This is a genomic window from Mycobacterium sp. IDUB_37, assembly GCF_055419245.1.
Map to the genome: position 1 here is coordinate 727,105 of NZ_JBVAXG010000001.1, position 18,780 is coordinate 745,884.

Here is an 18,780-nt window from a genome sequence, read left to right on the forward strand (position 1 = left end):
GAGCGCGTGGAGAAGCCACACCTCGATCGCGACGCTGAGGTGAAAGACTACGTCGCCGAGATCGCCACCCGATTGCACGAGCGGTTGGCCGCGGCGGCGGCCGACATTCGGCAGTTCCTCGACGATCAGATCCCCGAACTGCAACGCGACGACCGAATCCTGGAACTGCTCGGGGCCAGCATCGAAGGCAATGTGGACACGATGTTGCGGGCGTTGCGCTACGACATCGCCGTTGAGCGCGTCGAGGCGCCTACCGTGGCGCTGGAATATGCCCGTCGACTGGCTCAGCACGGGGTCCCGGTCAACGCCCTGGTACGGGCCTACCGGCTCGGCCAGCGCCGGATGACTGAACTGATCTTCACCGAACTGCGCGTGACCGACATGCCAGAAGCTATGCGGGTAGCCGTAATAGAGGCGATGACTTCGGCGATATTCGAATACATCGACTGGATGTCGCAGCAGGTCGTCGTCATCTACGAAGACGAACGCGAACGTTGGCTGGAAAATCAGAACAGCTTGCGCGGCGTCCGGGTACGCGAGATCCTCTCCGCGACAAAGCCCATCGACGTCGACGCCGCAACCACGTCGATTCGATACCCGCTGCAGTGGTATCACCTCGGCGTGGTCATGTGGTATCCGGACCAGGCCGCCGAGGACGACGAACTGCCTCGGCTGCAACGGTTTCTGCGCGACCTCGGGGATGCCGCGGGCACTGACGCCGCCCCGCTCTTCGTCGCCGCCGATCGCAGCTGCGGATGGGGCTGGCTGCCGTACCGCGCGGAGCCCACCGTCGATGGTGTCGAAAGAGTCCGCCAGTTCGCGTCCGCGCAGACCGACCCGCCCAGCGTGGCAATCGGATCCCTGGCCGCCGGCATCGAGGGTTTTCGCCGCTCTCATCGCGCGGCGGCCGACGCCCGCGGCGTTGCCGTGGTTCGCGAGCGGCGGTCACCGACGGTGATTGCGGCCAGTGACCCGGGGTTGTCAGTAGTGGCCCGGCTCAGCAGCGATGTGGCGGGCACCCGCGAATGGGTGGCCGCGGTACTGGGGAACCTCGCGGCCGACGATGAGGCGGACGCGCGGCTGCGCGAAACACTGCGGGTGTTTCTCAGTTGCGGGTCCAGCTACAAGGCGGCCGCCGAAGAACTCAACATGCACTTCAACACGGTGAAGTATCGAGTCGGCCGCGCCGTCGCCCGGCGCGGCCGGGAGATCGAAAGCGACCGACTCGAGGTGTAATTAGCATTACTCGCCTGCCATTGGTACGGAACCGCGGTTTTGCGGCCGGAATAGCCCGGATCAGGAACTCGGCTCGGAAAGGGCGTGCGCCAGCGTGATACCCGCCGGCAACAACACTGGCCACAGGATCAGTACGAGCATTGCGACGATGGTCAAGTACGGCATCATGATTGGCTCACATTCTCCGCAGCGGCGGAACTAGACTGTGTTACAGAAGATTTCGCAGGCGCGACGCTGCGGTGGTGAGAGAAATTAATGGAATCCAGCTCGTTTCACGATGTCGCCGGAGTACCAATTTCACCGTCAGATTTGTCTTCTGGAGACAAAGCCCGGCTGCCGATCAAGGCAAGCGGCGGTCGACCTCAAAGGCCAGACAGAGTTCGGCGACGTCCCTCGGGCGCGAGAGCGTTCGGCCGGTCAACTCCTCTATCCGACGCAGCCGGTGACGAACGGTGTTGGGGTGGCAGAAGATTTTCGCCGCGGTCTCATTGGCGGAACCGCCCGCCTCTACCCAAGCCCGAAACGTGTCGACCAGGATTGTGCTTTCCTCCGTGGGCAATTCGTCCAGCCGGTGCAGTATCAATGCCCTGATTTTCGTCATGACCTCGGGAGCGCTCACGGCCGCGACACCCAGCGGAGTGTTGTCGAACACGCAGACCAACGACTCCGACGATTTCCCGGCCGCCGCCAGGCGAGCGAATCGTAATGCCTCACTTGTCTCAGAAAGTCCCTGAAACGGCGGGCTGATGCCCACTCGGGCAGTCGCGACGCCGCGTAGCACCTCGACGAGCGTGCTCAGTGTTGCTGACACCGCGGGGTCGGTCAGATGGACTATCCCGACCTGCAGGTCGGGCAGCAGTCGCCACGCCGACCGGATGTCGCGCGCGGCCAGTTTGCTCTCGATCGTCGGTAGGCCCAACTTCCCGATCGCGGGCAACTCCGCCGCCACCACGACATAGGGCCCTGAGGTAGGAAGCCTGAGCAGATCGGCTGCCTCCCAGAGGCTTTGACCGTCATCAATGCGGTGCAACAGCAGCGCTTCTACCAGCGCCGATCGCTCCTCTTCCCGCTCCAGGACCTGCGCGGTCAATTGCTGACGGTAGGAGTCGCTCATCGCCTGGGTGAAGGTCTCCTGAGCCAGGAACACCCGGGCGGTGGCATCCAGGATCGAGTCGGTCGGGATGGACGCGGCGCGCCCGGTAGCGATCGTCTCTTCCCACATGAACCGGAAGCCGATTCGGTACGCCGTCATCACCGCAGGCAGTGGGACACCGGTCAGCGCACGTTCGGTACCGGTCTGCGCCGCCGGGGCGACGTCGGGGTCGGCATTGCCGGTGAGCGAGTCGAAGATGAATGTCACGTTCGCTACGCAACTTTCGGCCACTTGCTGCTGCGTGACGACGCCGCCGTCGCGGTAGGCGTCGATCTCCCGGCACAGTAACTCCGCCATCGCCATGCCCAGGTCCTGGGCGCGATCCAACATCAGTTGGCCGAGTTTGACGACGTGCGGATCGACTGTTGCGCCTGGCCGGTCGCGATGGGATTTCGATGCCACACCCATAGTGAAAGCCTATGCCCGGCACCGGTGGGTGTGAACGGCAACACCGAACGGGCCATGTTGTTGTTTCGGTGAACATTGTCCCGCGGCAGCGCCCAGATCACGCTAGAAGTAGCACCACAAGCACCTGACGGAGGCACCCCATGACGGCTCTAAGCGCCAATCTTGTTGCATCAAAGGACAACAACCCCAATGGCATCGCGCTGCGGTGTGATGACCTGGAGTTGACGTTCACCGAATTCCACACGGCGGCAGCCCGCGTGGCAACGCTGCTCGAACGGGCCGGCGTCGACCCGGGCGACCGGGTGGGCGTGATGTGGCCCAACACAACGGCATTCGCGGTCGTGTTTTACGGCATCATGTACCGCGGCGCCGCCGCGGTCCCGATGAACCCGTTGCTCAAAGCGCGCGAGGTCGGCTACTACCTCGCCAATAGCGGCGCCACGGCGCTGTTCGCCACCCCGACGTTCGCCCAGGAGGCCACCGCCGGTGCCGAGGATGCCGGTGCGCGGTGCTGGCTGGTCGACGATGCCGATCTGCTGGCGATGATCGCCGACCTACCGGCCCAGGACGCACCGGTGCAACGCGACGACGACGACGTTGCCGTCATCCTGCACACCTCCGGTACCACCGGAAAGCCCAAGGGCGCCATGCTCACTCACGGGAATCTGTCCCGCAATGCCGAGGTCAGCGTTCGCACCCTGGTCGAGACGGGCCCCGACGACGTGGTGATGGGTTGCCTGCCGTTGTTTCACGTCTTCGGTTTGACGTGCGGGCTCAACGGCGCGGTGCTGGCCGGCGCGACGTTGACGCTGATTCCCCGGTTCGATCCGCGCAAGGCGATCGAGGTGATCGAGCGGGACGGCGTCACGGTGTTCGAGGGGGTGCCGACCATGTATTCGGCATTGCTCAGCGTCGCGGGGCAGGTCTCCGCAGCGGCGACCCGCAGTCTGCGGATTTGCGTGTCCGGCGGCGCGGCCCTGCCCGTCCAGGTTGTCGCGGACTTCGAAAAGGCTTTCGGGTGTGCTGTTCTCGAGGGCTACGGACTTTCAGAGACTTCTCCCGCGGCCGCATTCAATCACCCGAAGCGGCCACGCAAGGCCGGATCGATCGGCACCCCGATCGACGGCGTGCAGATGCGCGTGGTCGACCTCAGCGGAGTCGAGGTGCCTCGAGGGGAGTCCGGCGAGATTCAGATTCGCGGGCACAACGTGATGAAGGGCTACTGGAATCTTCCCGATGCGACCACGGCCACTATCACGCCCGACGGATGGCTGAACACCGGAGACATCGGACGCATGGACTCCGACGGCTACTTCTACATCGTCGACCGGACCAAGGACATGATCATCCGCGGCGGCTACAACGTCTATCCCCGTGAGATCGAAGAAGTGCTCTACGAGCACCCGGCGGTAGCCGAGGCCGCCGTCGTCGGTATCCCGCACGACTCCCTCGGTGAGGAAGTCGGCGCCGCCGTCGCGATCAAGACAGATGCCACGGCGACCGCGGATGAACTGCGCGAGTACGTCAAGGCCCGAGTGGCCGCCTACAAGTATCCGCGCCGGGTGTGGCTCGTCGACGAGCTACCCAAGGGGCCCACCGGAAAGGTCCAAAAGCGCGACATCGCTATTCCTGCAATCGTTCCCACAACAGAAAGCGCACGATGATCATGGCAACCCAACAGACAAAACCAGACGAACTCGCCGCACCGCTCGACCTGCTGCTGACCAGCGCCACCAAGCCGTTCGCCAGTCGCATGATGCCCAGCGCCACTTGGAGCCACCTGGGTGCCAACCTGGCCAAGCAACCCGGCGCGGTCGCGGACCGGTTCTCCTCGCTCGGTCGTGAACTCGGCAACATTGCCGTGGGCAAGTCCCATCGCGCGCCGGCCCGTGCCGACAAGCGATTCGTCGACCCGGCCTGGCAGCAGAATCCGCTGCTGCACCGCATCATGCAGGCATATCTCGCGGGTGCCGAGACCGCCGAAGGGCTGCTCGAAGACGCCCAGCTGGATTGGCGCGACAACGAGAAGATGCGGTTCGTCGTCGATAATGTGGTGGAAGGTCTGGCGCCCAGCAACAACCCGCTGATCAGCCCGCTCGGCTGGAAGGCGCTCATCGACACCGGCGGCTTGAGCGCGGTGCGGGGCGTGAAAGCCCTTGCTCGCGATCTGCTTTCGAAGCCTCGGGTGCCGGCGATGGTCGAGCCGGACGCGTTCGCGGTGGGCGAGACCGTCGCCGTCACCAAAGGGGCAGTGGTGCTGCAGACCTCGATGTTCGAGCTGATCCAATACGTTCCGCAGACACCCAAGGTGCGCGCGGTTCCGTTGCTCATGGTTCCGCCGGTGATCAACAAGTACTACATCATGGATATCGCGCCGGGGCGCAGCATGATCGAGCACTTCGTGCGGCAGGGCCAGCAGGTTTTCGTTATCTCTTGGCGCAATCCGCAAGCTCGCCATCGTGATTGGGGCTTCGACGCTTACGGGGCGGCGATCGTCGAAGCGATGGATGCGGTCCAGAAGATCTCGGGCAGCGACAGCACCCACCTGTTGGCCACCTGCTCGGGCGGCATCATCGCGGCGATGACGGCGGCGCACCTCGCCCACATCGGCGAGGGGGACCGGGTCGCCGGCCTGACCTTGGCGGTCACGGTGCTCGATGAGACCCGCGCCGGTTTCGCCGCGGCGGCCATGAGCGACCGCGCCGCCCAGGCGGCGATCCGGACGTCGGCGAGGAAAGGCTTCCTGGATGGGCGGGACATGGCCGAGATGTTCGCCTGGCTGCGCCCAACCGACCTGGTGTGGCGCTACTGGGTCAACAACTACGTCCAGGGCCGCAAGCCGGCACCGTTCGATGTGTTGTTCTGGAACGCCGACACCACCCGGATGGCCGCCGCACTGCATCGCGACATGGTCCTGATGGGACTGCAGAACGCGCTGGTCAACCCCGGCGCCGTCACGATGCTGGGCAGCCCGGTCGATCTGTCCGTGATCACCGCGGACGCCTACGTCATCGGCGGCATCGCGGACCACATCTCGCCGTGGCAGGCCACCTATCGCAGCGCGCGCCTGCTCGGCAGCAAGGACAACCGCTACGTGTTGTCCAGCAACGGTCACATTGCGGCACTGGTCAATCCGCCGGGCAATCCGAGAGCGTCATATCGGGTCGGTTCGGTGTCTGCCGAGAATCCCGAGCAGTGGCTGGACTCGGCTCAGAAGCTCGGTGACTCCTGGTGGTCGGACTACGTCGGCTGGCTCGCCGAGCGCAGCGGGCCAGAGATCGACGCGCCGAAAGCGCTTGGCGGAGAGGACCTGCCGCCGCTTGGCTCGGCTCCGGGCCGCTACGTGATGGAGAAGTGAGCCATGCCCACTACGCAGGAGCGTTACGTCACCGCGGGCGGGCAACGAATCCGGGTCAACGTGCGTCACGGAACCGGCGTGCCGCTGGTACTGTGCAACGGCATCGGGGCCAGCCTCGAGGTCCTTGATCCGCTCGTTGAGCAATTGGATTGCGCGGTAGTGCGATTCGATGTGCCCGGAGCCGGCGGATCGCCGACATCCTTTGCCCCCTATGGGTTCCCCTACCTCGCCTGGGTGCTGGGCCGCGTCTTGTCCAAATTGGGCATGGGCGTGGTGGATGTGCTCGGGCTGTCCTGGGGAGGCGCACTGGCTCAGCAGTTCGCCTTCCAGAACCCGCGCCGCTGCCGGCGTTTGGTGCTGGTAGCTACGGGAACCGGTGCACTGATGGTGCCCGCACATCCGCGGGTGCTCGCAAAGATGCTGACACCGCGCAGGTTCGCCGATCCTGACTACGCTGCGTCCGTCGCGGGCGAGTTGTACGGGGGCACGGTCCGCGCCCACGGCGACGAGGTGGCGCGCTTGTTCGTCCGGCAGTTGCATGCCGGGTCGAAGATCGGCTACCTGCACCAGTTGCTCGCCGGCTCGGTGTGGACCAGCCTGTTCGCGCTGCCCGGGATCCGGCAGCGGACCTTGATCGTGGCAGGCACCGACGATCCGATCATCCCGGTCGCCAACGCCCACATCATGCGCGCGCTGCTGCCGCGCGCGCAGCTCCACCTGCATTCCGGCGGGCACATCGACCTCGTGCAGAACGCGGCCGAACTCGCACCCGTCATCGACAGATTTCTGCGCGAACCAGGAGAGAGACCATGAGCCAATTCGACACCGCCGACTTCTATTCCTACGAGCAGTTGTTGAGTGACACGGACCGCGACCTGTCGTATGCGGTTCGCACGTTCATGAAGACCGATGTGGCGCCGCTACTTCTTAAGCACTGGTCGCGGGCCACCTTCCCGCTCGAGATCGTTCCCGGCATGCGCGAGCTGGTCCTCACTGGCGAAGGCTTTCTGCACCGTGCGGATGCGTGAAACCGTCGGCTGGGCCCGAGAATTACTCGGCGGAAACGGAATCCTGTTGGAGCGCAACGTCGGCCGGTTCGTCGCCGATGCCGAGGCGATCTACTCCTGCGAAGGAACGCGGGAGATGAACACCCTGATCGTCGGGCGGCCGTTGACCGCCCTGAGCGCCTTCGTGTGACCACAATCGAGGTACTGGGACAATGGAGTCGTCCCTCACTTATCGGAAACCGGGAGCAGACAGTGACCGCACTGAGCGCCAACCTCGTGGCCTCGAAGGAGCGTTACGGCGACCGCATCGCATTGCGCTGCGACGACCTGGAACTGACGTACGCAGAGTTCGACGCCGCCGCGGCCCGCGTGGCAACGCTGTTGGAAGGGGCGGGCATCGAAGCCGGCGACCGCGTCGGGATCATGCTGCCCAACACGCCCGCATTCGCCATCGCGTTGTTCGGCATCATCTATCGCGGCGCGGTAGCGGTCCCGATGAACCCGCTGCTGAAGTCCCGGGAAGTGGCCTACTACCTCTCCAACAGCGGCGCGAAGGCGATCTTCGCGACGCCCCTGTTCGCCGACGAGGCCAAGGCCGGAGCCGCTGAGGTGGATGCGCAGTGCTGGCTGGTCGACGACGCGGCGCTGGCCGACCTGACCAAGGATCTACCCGCCCAGGATGCGCCGGTGGATCGCGACGACGACGATGTCGCGGTCATCCTGCACACCTCTGGCACTACCGGAAAACCCAAGGGCGCCATGCTCACTCACGGCAACCTGCGTCGCAACGTCGATGTCGCCGTCGGCACCCTGCTCAAGATCGGTCCCGACGACGTGGTGATGGGCTGCCTACCGCTGTTCCACGTGTTCGGCCTGACCTGCGGACTCAACGGATCCATCCTCGCGGGAGCGACGCTCACACTCATTCCCCGGTTCGATCCGCGCAAGGCGATCGAGGTGGTCCAGCGGGACTCGGTCACCCTGTTCCAGGGCGTGCCGACGATGTACTCGGCGTTGCTCAGCCTTGCGGGGGATGAGGCAAAGGAAGCCACCAAGACACTGAGGGTGTGCGCGTCCGGCGGCGCGTCATTGCCGGTGCAAGTTCTCAACGACTTCGAGGACGCGTTCGGCTGCATCATCCTGGAGGGCTACGGGCTGTCGGAGACTTCGCCGGTGGCCTCGTTCAACCACCCTGACCGCCCGCGCAAGGCGGGCTCGATCGGCACCCCGGTCGAAGGTGTCGAGATGCGCGTGGTGGATACGAGCGGCGCCGAGGTCGCTCAGGGCGAGCCGGGCGAGATCCAGATCCGCGGCCACAACGTGATGAAGGGCTACTGGAATCTGCCCGACGCCACCAAAGCCGCGATCTCATCCGACGGCTGGTTTGCCAGCGGCGACATCGGACGCGTCGACGAGGACGGCTACTTCTACATCGTCGACCGCACCAAAGACATGATCATCCGCGGCGGCTACAACGTGTACCCACGCGAGATCGAGGAAGTGCTCTACGAACACCCCGCTGTGGCCGAAGCCGCCGTGGTCGGGGTGCCGCATGCCGAGTTGGGTGAAGATGTCGGCGCTGCGGTGGCGCTCAAGGAGGGCGAGACCGTCGAACCCGACGAACTCCGCGAGTACGTCAAGGCCAGAGTTGCTGCCTACAAGTACCCGCGCAAGATCTGGCTGGTCGACGAGCTGCCCAAGGGTCCGACCGGCAAGGTGCTCAAGCGCGAAATCACCGTTCCGGAGGCTGAAGGCAAGTAGCGCTACGGCGGCGCAATCAAATCCCAGGTGATCGCGCCGGTCAACCGGATCAGATCCTGCGGGGCCACCGCCACATCCCAATGCCGCTTGCCGGCGCTGCAGAGCATTCGATCCCAGTTCAGCGCCGAACTGTCCAACGCCGTTCGCAGCTTTCTGCGCTGACCGAACGGAGAGATCCCGCCGACGACGTAGCCGGTGGAGCGCTCCGCCGCCGCGGGCTCGGCCATGCTGGCCTTCGGCACGCCGAATGCCGCTGCCGCCGCCTTCAACGACAACTTCGACGGCACCGGAACAATAGCCACCGCCAGCTCGCGGGGCAGCGCGATGATCAGCGTCTTGAAGACCTGCTCCGGTGCTATATCGGTGCCGTCGGACAGGTCAGTGACGACCTCGAAGTGCCGAATCTCGTGCGGCACACCGGCTTTGACGAGCGCGGCGATCCCGGGTGTTGCGGCTCCGGCCATCACCGATGGCCGTGACCCGCTGCACCCGGCTGCGCCGCGCTTGCGATCACGGGGGCCGATTGGCCGTGACCCGCTGCACCCGGCTGCGCCGCGCTTGCGATCACGGCGGGGTTAGGCCTGCACGTACCCCGGCGGGTTGACCCCGTCCACCCAGAAGTCGACGCCGAGCTTCCCGCCCGGCACGCAGTCATAGACCGATAGGTCGGTGACCCCCGACTCGAGCAGCACGTCCTCGCACAGCAGCGTTTGGCCGGTGTACTCCTTGGACGGCTTGTTGAGGATCACGTAGGCGGCGTCGGAGTAGACCTCGGGCTTGCGTGCGCGCCCCATCGCCTCATCGCCGCCGAGCAGATTCTGCACGGCCGCCGTCGCGACCAGGGTGCGCGGCCACAGCGTGTTCGACGCGATGCCGTCTTCGCGCAACTCCTCGGCGAGTCCGAGAGCGCAGAGGGACATGCCGAACTTGGCCATCATGTACGCGGTCGGCTTGAGCCATTCCTTGCCCAGCAGCACCGGCGGCGACAGCGTCAGGATGTGCGGGTTCTCCCGGCCCTTCAAGTGCGGGATACACGCCTGGGACACGGCGTACGTGCCCCGCACCTGGATACCGTTCATCAGGTCGAAGCGCTTCATCGGCACATCGAGGACCGACCCCAGGTTGATCGCCGAAGCGTTGTTCACCACGATGTCGATGCCGCCGAACTGCTCGACGGCCTTGGCCACCGCGGACTCGACCGAGTCCGGGTCACGCACGTCTCCGACGATCGGCAATGCCTGACCGCCCGCTTCCTCGAGTTCCTTGGCGGCGGTGTACACCGTGCCCGGGAGCTTCGGGTGCGGCTCGGCGGTCTTGGCGATCAAGGCGATGTTGGCGCCGTCTTCGGCGGCACGCTTTGCGATCGCCAGGCCGATACCGCGGCTGGCGCCAGAGATGAACATGGTTTTGCCAGAAAGGGACATGGCGTCACACTAACGCCCGGTCGGCTCGGCGATTTCTCGGGTGCGCCGCTCCCGTGACGCGCGCAGGTGAACGGCCGCCCAGGTCCGAAACGGGCGCCAGGCTGCCGATACCTCGGGGAGGGTGCGGTCCGGCCCGTACCGCTCGGTGATCTCGGCGTCCAGCCGGCGCTCGTGCGTCGGCAATCCGTCGGGCGCGTTGGCCCCGCGCAATACCACCAGTTCAGCGGCAAACGGTCCCAGCCCTTTGATCTCTTGCACGGCCGTGATCGCCTCGTCGGCATTCATCGAGCGCAACCGCGGGCCGTCGAGGAGACCCTCGAGTGCTGCCTCCGCGACCGCGCGCAGGTACTCGCCTTTCCGGCCAGGCAGATCCAAATCCAGTGCGGCAAGTCGCTGCGGGCTGGGAAACGCGCCGCCATCGCCGTGACGCGCCACGATATCGGCGCGCAGTCGACCTGCTTGCACAATCCGTATCCGCTGTGACAGCACGGCCCAGGCGGCGGCTTCGTACGGTGAGTGGAACCCGCACGGTCGCAATCCCGGTAGCTCCGCTTGAACGTCGGCGATCACCGGATCCCGCTGCGCGACGTCTACCCAGCCGCGCGCGTCCACATCCAGTGCCAGGAAACGCGCCACTTGGTCGGCCGCTTGGCCAAGGTCCCCGCTGCCGGTCACCGTGATCGACGCACTCGACCCGTGTTGGGAAACAGTCGCCTCGGCGCGCGACCAGTCCGCCTCGACCAGGAAAGTGGTGGACAGCGTGGCCCCCCGGTCCTGCCCGGCGAGAGCGGCGGGGGTGAAGCCCTCCCAGAAGTCGCGGCTGGTGGTCAGCGACCATGGACCGCGGACCTCCAGGTCGCTCGTGTGAGTTCGTTCAGCCACACCGCGAGTGTTCCAGGGGGCACCGACAGATGCCGACGAGAACGGCTCGGAAATACGACGCCGGTTATTGCCGTTGATTGAGACGGTTTGCTTAACGACATCGCTCACAATGAACAACGAGCGGTCCGGAGCAGACAGTGTCGGTTGCGGCCTTTAGATTGGGAGGAGGGAGCCTGATGTCTACTGCAACGGCGACTGCGACGATCGTGTCCAGTGCTAAGCAGTTGGATCGCTTCCTTGCGAGTCCGGTGGCGCTGTCGGCGCTGTCCGGCGACACCGCAACCGAAGGGACCGTGCTAACCAAGATGGCCGAGATCGATGAGGTGACCGGCTCCGGCGTTGCCCAGACGGGCCCGCCCGAGACGGACGCGGAACTCACGGCGCGCTTCGAGCGCGACGCAATTCCGCTGCTCGACCAGCTCTACGGCGGTGCGCTGCGCATGACGCGCAATCCTGCCGATGCTGAGGACCTGCTGCAGGAGACGATGGTGAAGGCCTACGCCGGATTCCGGTCGTTTCGGGAGGGCACCAACCTCAAGGCGTGGCTGTACCGGATCCTGACCAACACCTACATCAACAGCTACCGCAAGAAACAGCGGCAGCCGTCGGAGTATCCGACCGACGAGATCACGGACTGGCAGCTGGCGGCCAACGCCGAGCATTCCTCCACCGGGTTGCGTTCGGCCGAGGTCGAAGCGCTGGAGGCGCTGCCGGACACCGAGATCAAAGAAGCCCTGCAGGCACTTCCCGAGGAGTTCCGCATGGCGGTGTACTACGCCGACGTAGAGGGCTTCCCCTATAAAGAGATCGCCGAGATTATGGGAACCCCGATAGGTACGGTGATGTCGCGGCTGCACCGCGGCCGTCGTCAGCTGCGCGAGCTGCTTTCGGATGTCGCCAAAGAGCGTGGCTTCATCCGTGGTGAGCACGCACACGAGGAGGTGTCGTCATGAGTGAATTCCCCGGCTCGGCCGGCTCCTGCCCGGACAGCAGGGACACGCACGGCGGAATGGGCTGCGCGCAGGTGATCGCCGAGGTTTGGACTCTGCTCGACGGCGAATGCACCGCGGAGACTCGCCAGAAGCTGCGCGATCACTTGGAGGCATGCCCCGGCTGCCTCAAGCATTACGGGATCGAAGAGCGGATCAAGTCCTTGATCTCGACGAAGTGCAGTGGCGACAAGGCGCCGGAGGGGCTGCGTGAGCGCCTGCGGCTAGAGATCCGTAGGACCACCATCATCCGTGGTGGTCCCTGAGAATCTCAGGCGTTGGGCCGCTTGCCGTGGTTGGCCTTGCTGTTCTTACGGTCACGCTTCTTACGACCACGCTTGGCCATCGTCCTACCCTCTTTCGTCATGTTTCTGCAGATGCAGGGCGGCTGGTACGCCGCTCGGTTGCCACCTAGTCTCTCATGCGAACCGCACTGCGCCCGCAGTAGCCCGCGCGCCACTGACCCGATCGGCCTTATGGTTCGATATACAGGAGCCTGATTGACCGGCAGTCAGCAAGCACAGTGGCCGAAACGAGTGGGGTGATGATGTCCGAGGAGGTTCGCGCCGAGATCGTGGCCAGCGTGCTCGAAGTCGTTGTCAGCGAAGGTGACCAGGTAGGCCAGGGCGACATCGTGGTGTTGCTCGAGTCGATGAAGATGGAGATTCCAGTCCTCGCCGAGGTCGGTGGAACCGTCAGCAAGGTGAGTGTGTCCGTCGGCGACGTCATTCAGGCCGGCGATCTCATCGCCGTCATAAGCTAGCCAGCCAAATTCGTGTCTACGCTCGGTAATCTGCTCGCCGAGCACACAGTGCTGCCCGGGAACGCCGTCGACCATTTGCATGCCGTCGTGGGGGAGTGGCAGTTGCTGGCCGACCTTTCCTTCGCCGACTACCTGATGTGGGTGCGTCGCGACGACGGAGTGCTGGTGTGTGTCGCGCAATGTCGGCCCAATACCGCGCCGACCGTCCTGCAGACCGACTCGGTGGGCAGCGTGGTCCCGGCGGACCGGTTGCCGTTCGTCGCCGAGACCTTCGCCTCCGGCGCCGGCGTGCAGGAAAGCGAAGCGGTCGAACCGCTTTCGTGGCATTTGCCCGGCCAACACGTGGCTACGTCGCCGGTGCGGTATCGCGAACAGGTGGTGGCGGTGCTGACGCAGCACCAAACAGAATCGGCGGCTCAGCGGCTTTCCGGTCAGTTGGAAACTGCGTACCGGGACTGTGCCCATGATCTTCTGCAGATGATCGCCGAGGGCAACTTCCCCGACGTCGGTGACGTGGCAATGTCACGGTCGACGCCACGGGCCGGTGACGGCTTCATCCGACTTGATGTCGACGGCGCCGTCGCCTACGCCAGCCCCAATGCGCTGTCGGCCTATCACCGGATGGGCTTGAGCAGCGAATTGGAAGGCCACAACCTCATCAAGGTGACCCGGCCCCTGATCTCGGATCCGTTCGAGGCGCAGGAGGTGGCCGAACACGTGCTCAACCTGCTGGCCGGCGGCACGAGCATGCGCATGGAGGTCGACGCCGGCGGCGCCACCGTGCTGCTGCGGACGCTGCCATTGGTGGTGCGCGGCGAGAACGCCGGTGCCGCGATCCTGATCCGTGACGTCACCGAGGTGAAGCGTCGCGACCGCGCGCTGATTTCCAAGGACGCGACGATCCGCGAAATTCACCACCGGGTGAAAAATAATCTGCAGACGGTGGCGGCGCTGCTGCGGTTGCAAGCCAGGCGGACCGTGAACGCGGAGGGCCGGGAGGCTCTGATCGAATCGGTGCGCCGGGTGTCGTCGATCGCCCTGGTGCACGACGCGCTGTCGATGTCAGTGGACGAGCAGGTCAACCTCGACGAGGTCATCGACCGGATTCTGCCGATCATGAACGATGTGGCGTCGGTGGACCGGCCGATCCGGATCAACCGGGTCGGTGACCTGGGTGTGCTGGATTCCGACCGGGCAACTGCGTTGATCATGGTGATCACCGAACTGGTGCAGAACGCGATCGAGCACGCTTTCGATCCGGCGGCCTCCGGCGGGTCTGTGACGATCCACGCCGAGCGTTCGGCCCGCTGGCTCGACGTCGTGGTTCACGACGATGGCCGCGGCCTGCCCGAGGGGTTCAGCCTGGAGCAGTCCGAAAGCCTGGGGCTCCAGATCGTGCGGACTCTGGTTTCTGCGGAGCTGGACGGCTCGCTGGGAATGCGGGAAGGTACCGACCGCGGCACCGATGTGGTGCTGCGGGTACCGATCGGCCGAATGGGCCGATTGCTTGTCTAACCAGGGTCGCTGCGGGCCCGAGTCGCGACACTAGCGGCAAAAGATACGGGCCCCGGCAGTCTCTGCAGGGGCCCGTACAAGCTGCGCAACCGAGTTGTCAGACTCCGCTACGGGCTTTCGTCCGGGCGTTACGTCGCTTCAGTGCGCGACGTTCATCTTCGCTCATCCCGCCCCAAACGCCTGAGTCTTGGCCAGTGTTCAGAGCCCAACTGAGACACTCTGTGGTGACTGAACAGCGATTACAGACCAGTTTCGCGTCAGCGATCTGCGCGAGCGCCGGACCGCTGTTCCCTACTGGGAAGAACAGTTCCGGGTCTTCGTCACGGCAGACCGCAGTGTGGCGCCAATCCATTAGTAGTTACTCCTCACTATGTGCGCGACAACGCGCACGGGCGTTTTCCTTGGCTGTTAACGCTTGCACAAGAAAGGTTTCCGTACCTTCTACATATCTCTGCATGCAACCTTTTAATGCTTTCACAGGCTCAACAGATGTCAATAGTGTTACGTGAGCCCGTGGGGTATCTCACTTTGACGATCTATGACCCAGGCCCCTACTCAGTTGTACTACACTATCTGGGGAATTTCGCCCCACTTTTTGTAGCGGGCTCGTCACAGGTTAGTTCCGTGCAGGTCAGGAACCCTATTTTGGTGGCGGAGCAACTACGGCCAAGGCGTCCGGAACGCACCGAAAAGTCATCGATTCGCGCAGTCCGAGGTACTCGCCGTCGCACTGGAAGGCGGCGGGGGTGTCCATCTTCGTGACGGTCACGTAACTCACATCGTCATTTCGGATGAGTTGGGGGGCCTTCGGATCGGGTCGCTTCACCAGAAGTTGGCGCAGCACCCTGACGGTGGGAATCAGCTTCATGCGGGTGAGCGCAAAGATGCCCAGGCCCGTCTCGAAGCTGGCGCCGGGGTTGGTGACCATGGGCGTGTCGTCGCTGTAGGTCCACACGTTGGTGTTGCAAACCCAGACGAAGTGCACGCCCGGCACGGCCTGCTCGCCGGGCTGCTCCAGGATCAGGTTCGGCGGGCGGCGGCTGAATTTGATCGAGACGGGCACGGCAATCCGCCAGTAGTTCATCGGCGTGACCTTGACGCCTCGTTTTCGGGCCGCCTCGACCGCCTCCAACACCTCCGCGTCGACGCCCAACCCCGTATTGACGAGGGCCCAGAGCTCTCCGCAGTCGATCAGCGAGATGCGGCGCCACTGCCGGTGGCGCTCGTATTCATCGAGCAGTTTAATCAGCTGGTTGGTCGCAGCGGCCGCGTCTCGCGGAATCCCCAACGCCCTGGCCAGCACATTCGCCGATCCGCCGGGAATGACTCCGACCGCAGGCACCGGGCCTGGCGGGGTGGAGCCGGGCTTGCCGAGCATGCCGTTGACTGTTGCGCTCACGGTGCCGTCGCCGCCGTGTACGACGACGAGGTCGTACCCCTCGGAGGCGGCCGCCGCGCCGAGTTCTTCCGCGTGGCCGGCGTGGGTAGTGGGAGCGACGGTGAGGTCGAGGCGGCTTTCGAGCGCGTGGGTGACCAGTTCTCGAGCGGCCGGCGTGATGGTGGTGGCGATCGGGTTGGTGATCAACATGGCGCGCATGGTCAACGAGCTTAAGCGGGGCGGCGATGCGCGCTGCGCAGCGGCGCGTGGCCGGGCCGCTTGACTACGCTGATGTCGTGACCGCCCGCGCTCCCTCCGTCGTCCGAACTGCCGGTTTCATTGTCGTGGCGCAGGGCGTGGCAGCGCTGGTCGTGGCCGTCATCTTGGCGGTCCGCAGCTTCGGGGGAGCCGACCAGCACGTGGTCAATGGTCTGGGCACCGCCCTGTGGTTCGCCATTATCGGCGCCGGAGTACTGGCCGGCGGCTACGCCCTGGTGATCGGAAAGCGTTGGGGTCGCGGGTTGGCGGTGTTCACGCAGCTATTGCTGCTGCCGGTGGCCTGGTATCTGGGGGTGGGCTCGCATCAGATGGTGTTCGGCATCCCGGTCGGGCTGATGGCACTGGCCACGCTGGGTTTGCTGTTCAGCGCTCCGGCCGTGCGCTGGGCCGCCGGCGGCGATCAGCGTGGTCCGGCCAGCGCGGCGAGCTCGGGGCCGGACACCCGGTAGGTAGTCCACTCACGCTGGGGCTGGCCGCCGACACGGTCATACAGGGCGATGGCGTCGGTGTTCCAGTTGAGTACTGCCCACCCCAACCTGGTGTAACCATTACGCACGCATTCGTCGGCCAGCGCGACCAGCAACCCGCGAGCCAGACCGGCGCGGCGAAAGCGCGGCCGCACGTAAAGGTCTTCCAGATAGATGCCGGCCACACCATCCCACGTCGAGAAGTTGAGGAACCACAGCGCCATGGCGGCGACCTCGCCGTCGACCTCGGCAACATGTCCGAAGACCGTTGGGTGATCGCCGAAAAGCGCTGTGTCTATTTGTCTTTCGGTGACAGCGCATTCGTCGGCGGCGTGCTCGAATTCGGCGAGTTCGTGAATCATGGCGGTGATGTCGGCAACGTCGTCCGTTGTGGCGCGACGGATGTTCTCGGTCACTGCTCGACTCCCAATGCGGTCAGAATGGTCGCGAATTTCGTTGTGGTTTCGTCAACTTCGTCGTCAGGGTCAGACTCGGCAACAATGCCACCGCCGGCGCGCGCGACCGCCGTCCGGCGATCGGCGGACAGTTCGGCGCACCGGATCGAGACTATCCAGTCGCCGTCGCCGTGCGCGTCGCACCAGCCCACTGCACCGGCGTAGAAGCCGCGGTCGCCTTCGAGTTCCGCGATCAGCTTTGTAGCGGCTTCGGTGGGCACCCCGCCGACTGCGGGGGTGGGGTGCAGCACCAACGCCAAATCGATTGCGGTAGTGGAGGTATCGCGTAGCCGGCCGACGATGGGCGAGCACAGGTGCCATACCGCCGCGGTGCGGCTGAGCTGCGGCTCGGCCGCCAAGGTCAGTTCATCGCACAGCGGCGCCAAGGCCGCGCGCATGGTGTCGATGACCAGTTGGTGTTCGTGACGATTCTTGGCCGACGCGGCGAGCGCGGCACCGTTGGCGGCGTCGATGTCGGGATCGGGGGAGCGGGGCGCTGACCCGGCGAAGGGACGGCACATCACATTCGCGCCGAATCGCGTGACCAGGAGTTCGGGACTGGCGCCAATTAGCGCGGACCCGGCGTAGCTCGCGCCGCCGGCGGTCAGGTCTACGAGGTATCCGTACGCGGTCGGGTCGGCGTCGACCAGCCTGCGCAGGATGAGGCGGCCGTCGAGTGGGGCGTCGGCGGCCAGTCCTAGCGCGCGAGCGAGCACTACCTTGCTCAGCGGATTGTCGGGCGCCGCCAGCTGCTCCCGAGCGCGGCTGATCCGGGCCCGGTGGTCGGCGGGTGATGGGAGAGCGGCTTCAATCCGGACCGTCGGCAATGATCCGACCGGCCAGTCCGGTAGGGCATCAGTGCGCCGCAATGCACCCGGGGCCAGCAATGCGACGGGTCGGTTTGTATCGAATGGCAACGCGCCCATCACGATTGGGGCTTCGCCCGACCGCAGGGCCGCTTGCGCCGACGGTATGTCGCCGTAGCGGGCGTGCACCCCTTCAGCGATCAGGGTTCCACTGGGTCCGCTGAGTACGAAGGGCGGCTCGTCGGAATTCACAAGCGCCCATGACCGGTCAACCCGAGCGCAGCGAGCTGACGAACGCCGTGTTCGTACCCGCAGACAGCGATCGAGGCGGTGCCCATGCCGAAACGGCTGCCTTCGCCTAACGGCAGCTCGACCCAGCGGGTGATCACCGCGCGGGAGAAATGTCCGTGGCTGACGAACACCACGTCGCGCGACGACGCCTGCTCAAGAGCCATCGCGATCGCCTGGTCAGCGCGATCACTGACTTCGGGGACGCTCTCGCCTTCGGGGCAGCCGTGCGTCCACACCAGCCAATCCGGGTCGGACTCCTGGATTTGTGCAGTCGTCAGCCCCTCGTAGGACCCGTAATCCCACTCGGCGAGCAGCGGCGACACCTCATCGACGGTCAGGCCCGCGAGCTCCGCGGTGACCAGCGCGCGTTTGCGCGGGCTGCTGATCACGAACGGGTCTTCGAGCTTGAGTTCCTGTAGCACTGTTGCGGCGCGCTCAGCCTGTGTGCGACCGGCATCGGTTAACTCGATGTCGGTGCGGCCGGTGTGCTGGCCTGATTTCGACCATTCGGTCTCACCGTGGCGCAACAACAGCAGACGATGCCCTGACGAGGAATTGTGCGCGCCCATGTCGACAGATTGTGCCCGAGACACGCCAGGGCCATGCCG

The 18,780-nt window shown here is 65.2% G+C and carries 22 protein-coding genes; 12 read left to right on the plus strand and 10 right to left on the minus strand.

The genetic code is table 11. The features are described from left to right. Window positions 1-6 precede the first annotated feature (6 nt). A complete protein-coding gene (locus ACZY1I_RS03410; protein WP_463752845.1) occupies window positions 7-1,236 on the plus strand; it encodes a PucR family transcriptional regulator in 1,230 nt (409 codons plus the stop codon). Between the two features lie 340 nt (window positions 1,237-1,576). Here the strand turns inward: ACZY1I_RS03410 and ACZY1I_RS03415 are convergent, their stop codons facing one another. After that, on the minus strand, window positions 1,577-2,797 hold the full coding sequence (locus tag ACZY1I_RS03415; RefSeq protein WP_463752846.1) for a PucR family transcriptional regulator: 1,221 nt from the start codon (window positions 2,795-2,797) through the stop codon (window positions 1,577-1,579). Window positions 2,798-2,937: 140 nt separating this feature from the next. Between ACZY1I_RS03415 and ACZY1I_RS03420 the strand changes: the two genes are divergently transcribed. From ACZY1I_RS03420 to ACZY1I_RS03445, 6 genes are all read left to right on the plus strand, one after another. Further along, window positions 2,938-4,461 (plus strand): long-chain-fatty-acid--CoA ligase, encoded by a 1,524-nt coding sequence (locus tag ACZY1I_RS03420; RefSeq protein WP_463752847.1) that lies wholly within the window; start codon window positions 2,938-2,940, stop codon window positions 4,459-4,461. Next, window positions 4,458-6,155 (plus strand): PHA/PHB synthase family protein, encoded by a 1,698-nt coding sequence (locus tag ACZY1I_RS03425; RefSeq protein WP_463752848.1) that lies wholly within the window; start codon window positions 4,458-4,460, stop codon window positions 6,153-6,155. The genes ACZY1I_RS03420 and ACZY1I_RS03425 overlap by 4 nt, the downstream gene beginning before the upstream one ends. A 3-nt stretch (window positions 6,156-6,158) precedes the next feature. Further along, entirely contained in the window at window positions 6,159-6,968 is an 810-nt protein-coding gene (locus tag ACZY1I_RS03430; protein ID WP_463752849.1) for an alpha/beta fold hydrolase, read from the plus strand. Further along, complete coding sequence (locus tag ACZY1I_RS03435) at window positions 6,965-7,183, plus strand: hypothetical protein (RefSeq protein ID WP_463752850.1); 219 nt, start codon at window positions 6,965-6,967, stop codon at window positions 7,181-7,183. Before ACZY1I_RS03430 ends, ACZY1I_RS03435 begins: the two co-directional genes overlap by 4 nt. Beyond that, window positions 7,176-7,352, plus strand: a complete 177-nt coding sequence (locus ACZY1I_RS03440) for an acyl-CoA dehydrogenase family protein (protein ID WP_463752851.1) — start codon at window positions 7,176-7,178, stop codon at window positions 7,350-7,352. The genes ACZY1I_RS03435 and ACZY1I_RS03440 overlap by 8 nt, the downstream gene beginning before the upstream one ends. Before the next feature lie 62 nt (window positions 7,353-7,414). Continuing rightward, the gene (locus tag ACZY1I_RS03445; protein WP_463752852.1) at window positions 7,415-8,923 is read left to right on the plus strand and encodes a long-chain-fatty-acid--CoA ligase; all 1,509 of its coding nucleotides are present in this window, start codon (window positions 7,415-7,417) and stop codon (window positions 8,921-8,923) included. 2 nt (window positions 8,924-8,925) lie between these two features. On the opposite strand, the gene ACZY1I_RS03450 is transcribed toward ACZY1I_RS03445, so the two are convergent. The 3 genes from ACZY1I_RS03450 to ACZY1I_RS03460 form a co-directional block, all read right to left on the minus strand. Continuing rightward, window positions 8,926-9,387 (minus strand): YbaK/EbsC family protein, encoded by a 462-nt coding sequence (locus ACZY1I_RS03450; RefSeq protein ID WP_463752854.1) that lies wholly within the window; start codon window positions 9,385-9,387, stop codon window positions 8,926-8,928. Window positions 9,388-9,498: 111 nt separating this feature from the next. Then, complete coding sequence (locus ACZY1I_RS03455; RefSeq protein WP_463752855.1) at window positions 9,499-10,347, minus strand: SDR family oxidoreductase; 849 nt, start codon at window positions 10,345-10,347, stop codon at window positions 9,499-9,501. 9 nt (window positions 10,348-10,356) lie between these two features. After that, a complete protein-coding gene (locus tag ACZY1I_RS03460; RefSeq protein ID WP_463752856.1) occupies window positions 10,357-11,229 on the minus strand; it encodes a DNA-3-methyladenine glycosylase family protein in 873 nt (290 codons plus the stop codon). A gap of 305 nt (window positions 11,230-11,534) precedes the next feature. Between ACZY1I_RS03460 and ACZY1I_RS03465 the strand changes: the two genes are divergently transcribed. Next, window positions 11,535-12,182 (plus strand): sigma-70 family RNA polymerase sigma factor, encoded by a 648-nt coding sequence (locus tag ACZY1I_RS03465; RefSeq protein WP_463753490.1) that lies wholly within the window; start codon window positions 11,535-11,537, stop codon window positions 12,180-12,182. Next, a complete protein-coding gene (gene rsrA, locus ACZY1I_RS03470) occupies window positions 12,179-12,484 on the plus strand; it encodes a mycothiol system anti-sigma-R factor (RefSeq protein ID WP_463752857.1) in 306 nt (101 codons plus the stop codon). The genes ACZY1I_RS03465 and rsrA overlap by 4 nt, the downstream gene beginning before the upstream one ends. Before the next feature lie 5 nt (window positions 12,485-12,489). On the opposite strand, the gene ACZY1I_RS03475 is transcribed toward rsrA, so the two are convergent. Beyond that, window positions 12,490-12,564 carry a 50S ribosomal protein bL37 gene (locus ACZY1I_RS03475; protein WP_463753491.1) on the minus strand — a complete coding sequence of 25 codons (75 nt, stop codon included), beginning with the start codon at window positions 12,562-12,564 and terminating at the stop codon, window positions 12,490-12,492. 201 nt (window positions 12,565-12,765) lie between these two features. Here ACZY1I_RS03475 and ACZY1I_RS03480 point away from each other — a divergent pair, with 201 nt between their 5' ends. Beyond that, window positions 12,766-12,981 (plus strand): biotin/lipoyl-binding carrier protein, encoded by a 216-nt coding sequence (locus ACZY1I_RS03480; RefSeq protein WP_463753492.1) that lies wholly within the window; start codon window positions 12,766-12,768, stop codon window positions 12,979-12,981. A gap of 12 nt (window positions 12,982-12,993) precedes the next feature. Next, the gene (locus ACZY1I_RS03485) at window positions 12,994-14,496 is read left to right on the plus strand and encodes a sensor histidine kinase (protein WP_463752858.1); all 1,503 of its coding nucleotides are present in this window, start codon (window positions 12,994-12,996) and stop codon (window positions 14,494-14,496) included. A 97-nt stretch (window positions 14,497-14,593) separates the two neighbouring features. Here ACZY1I_RS03485 and whiB1 read toward each other — a convergent pair whose 3' ends face one another. Then, complete coding sequence (gene whiB1 / locus ACZY1I_RS03490) at window positions 14,594-14,848, minus strand: transcriptional regulator WhiB1 (protein WP_463752859.1); 255 nt, start codon at window positions 14,846-14,848, stop codon at window positions 14,594-14,596. Window positions 14,849-15,136: 288 nt separating this feature from the next. Beyond that, window positions 15,137-16,093, minus strand: a complete 957-nt coding sequence (locus tag ACZY1I_RS03495) for a diacylglycerol/lipid kinase family protein (RefSeq protein WP_463752860.1) — start codon at window positions 16,091-16,093, stop codon at window positions 15,137-15,139. A gap of 77 nt (window positions 16,094-16,170) precedes the next feature. Here ACZY1I_RS03495 and ACZY1I_RS03500 point away from each other — a divergent pair, with 77 nt between their 5' ends. Then, complete coding sequence (locus ACZY1I_RS03500) at window positions 16,171-16,602, plus strand: hypothetical protein (protein ID WP_463752861.1); 432 nt, start codon at window positions 16,171-16,173, stop codon at window positions 16,600-16,602. Here the strand turns inward: ACZY1I_RS03500 and ACZY1I_RS03505 are convergent. From ACZY1I_RS03505 to ACZY1I_RS03515, 3 genes are read right to left on the minus strand one after another with little or no spacing between them, the layout of a single operon-like run. Further along, a complete protein-coding gene (locus tag ACZY1I_RS03505) occupies window positions 16,554-17,036 on the minus strand; it encodes an N-acetyltransferase family protein (RefSeq protein WP_463752862.1) in 483 nt (160 codons plus the stop codon). The genes ACZY1I_RS03500 and ACZY1I_RS03505 overlap by 49 nt on opposite strands. Continuing rightward, window positions 17,033-18,133: an isochorismate synthase gene (locus tag ACZY1I_RS03510; RefSeq protein WP_463752863.1), complete on the minus strand. Its 1,101-nt coding sequence runs from the start codon at window positions 18,131-18,133 to the stop codon at window positions 17,033-17,035. The genes ACZY1I_RS03505 and ACZY1I_RS03510 overlap by 4 nt, the downstream gene beginning before the upstream one ends. After that, complete coding sequence (locus ACZY1I_RS03515; protein ID WP_463752864.1) at window positions 18,130-18,741, minus strand: acid phosphatase; 612 nt, start codon at window positions 18,739-18,741, stop codon at window positions 18,130-18,132. The genes ACZY1I_RS03510 and ACZY1I_RS03515 overlap by 4 nt, the downstream gene beginning before the upstream one ends. Window positions 18,742-18,780: the final 39 nt, after the last annotated feature.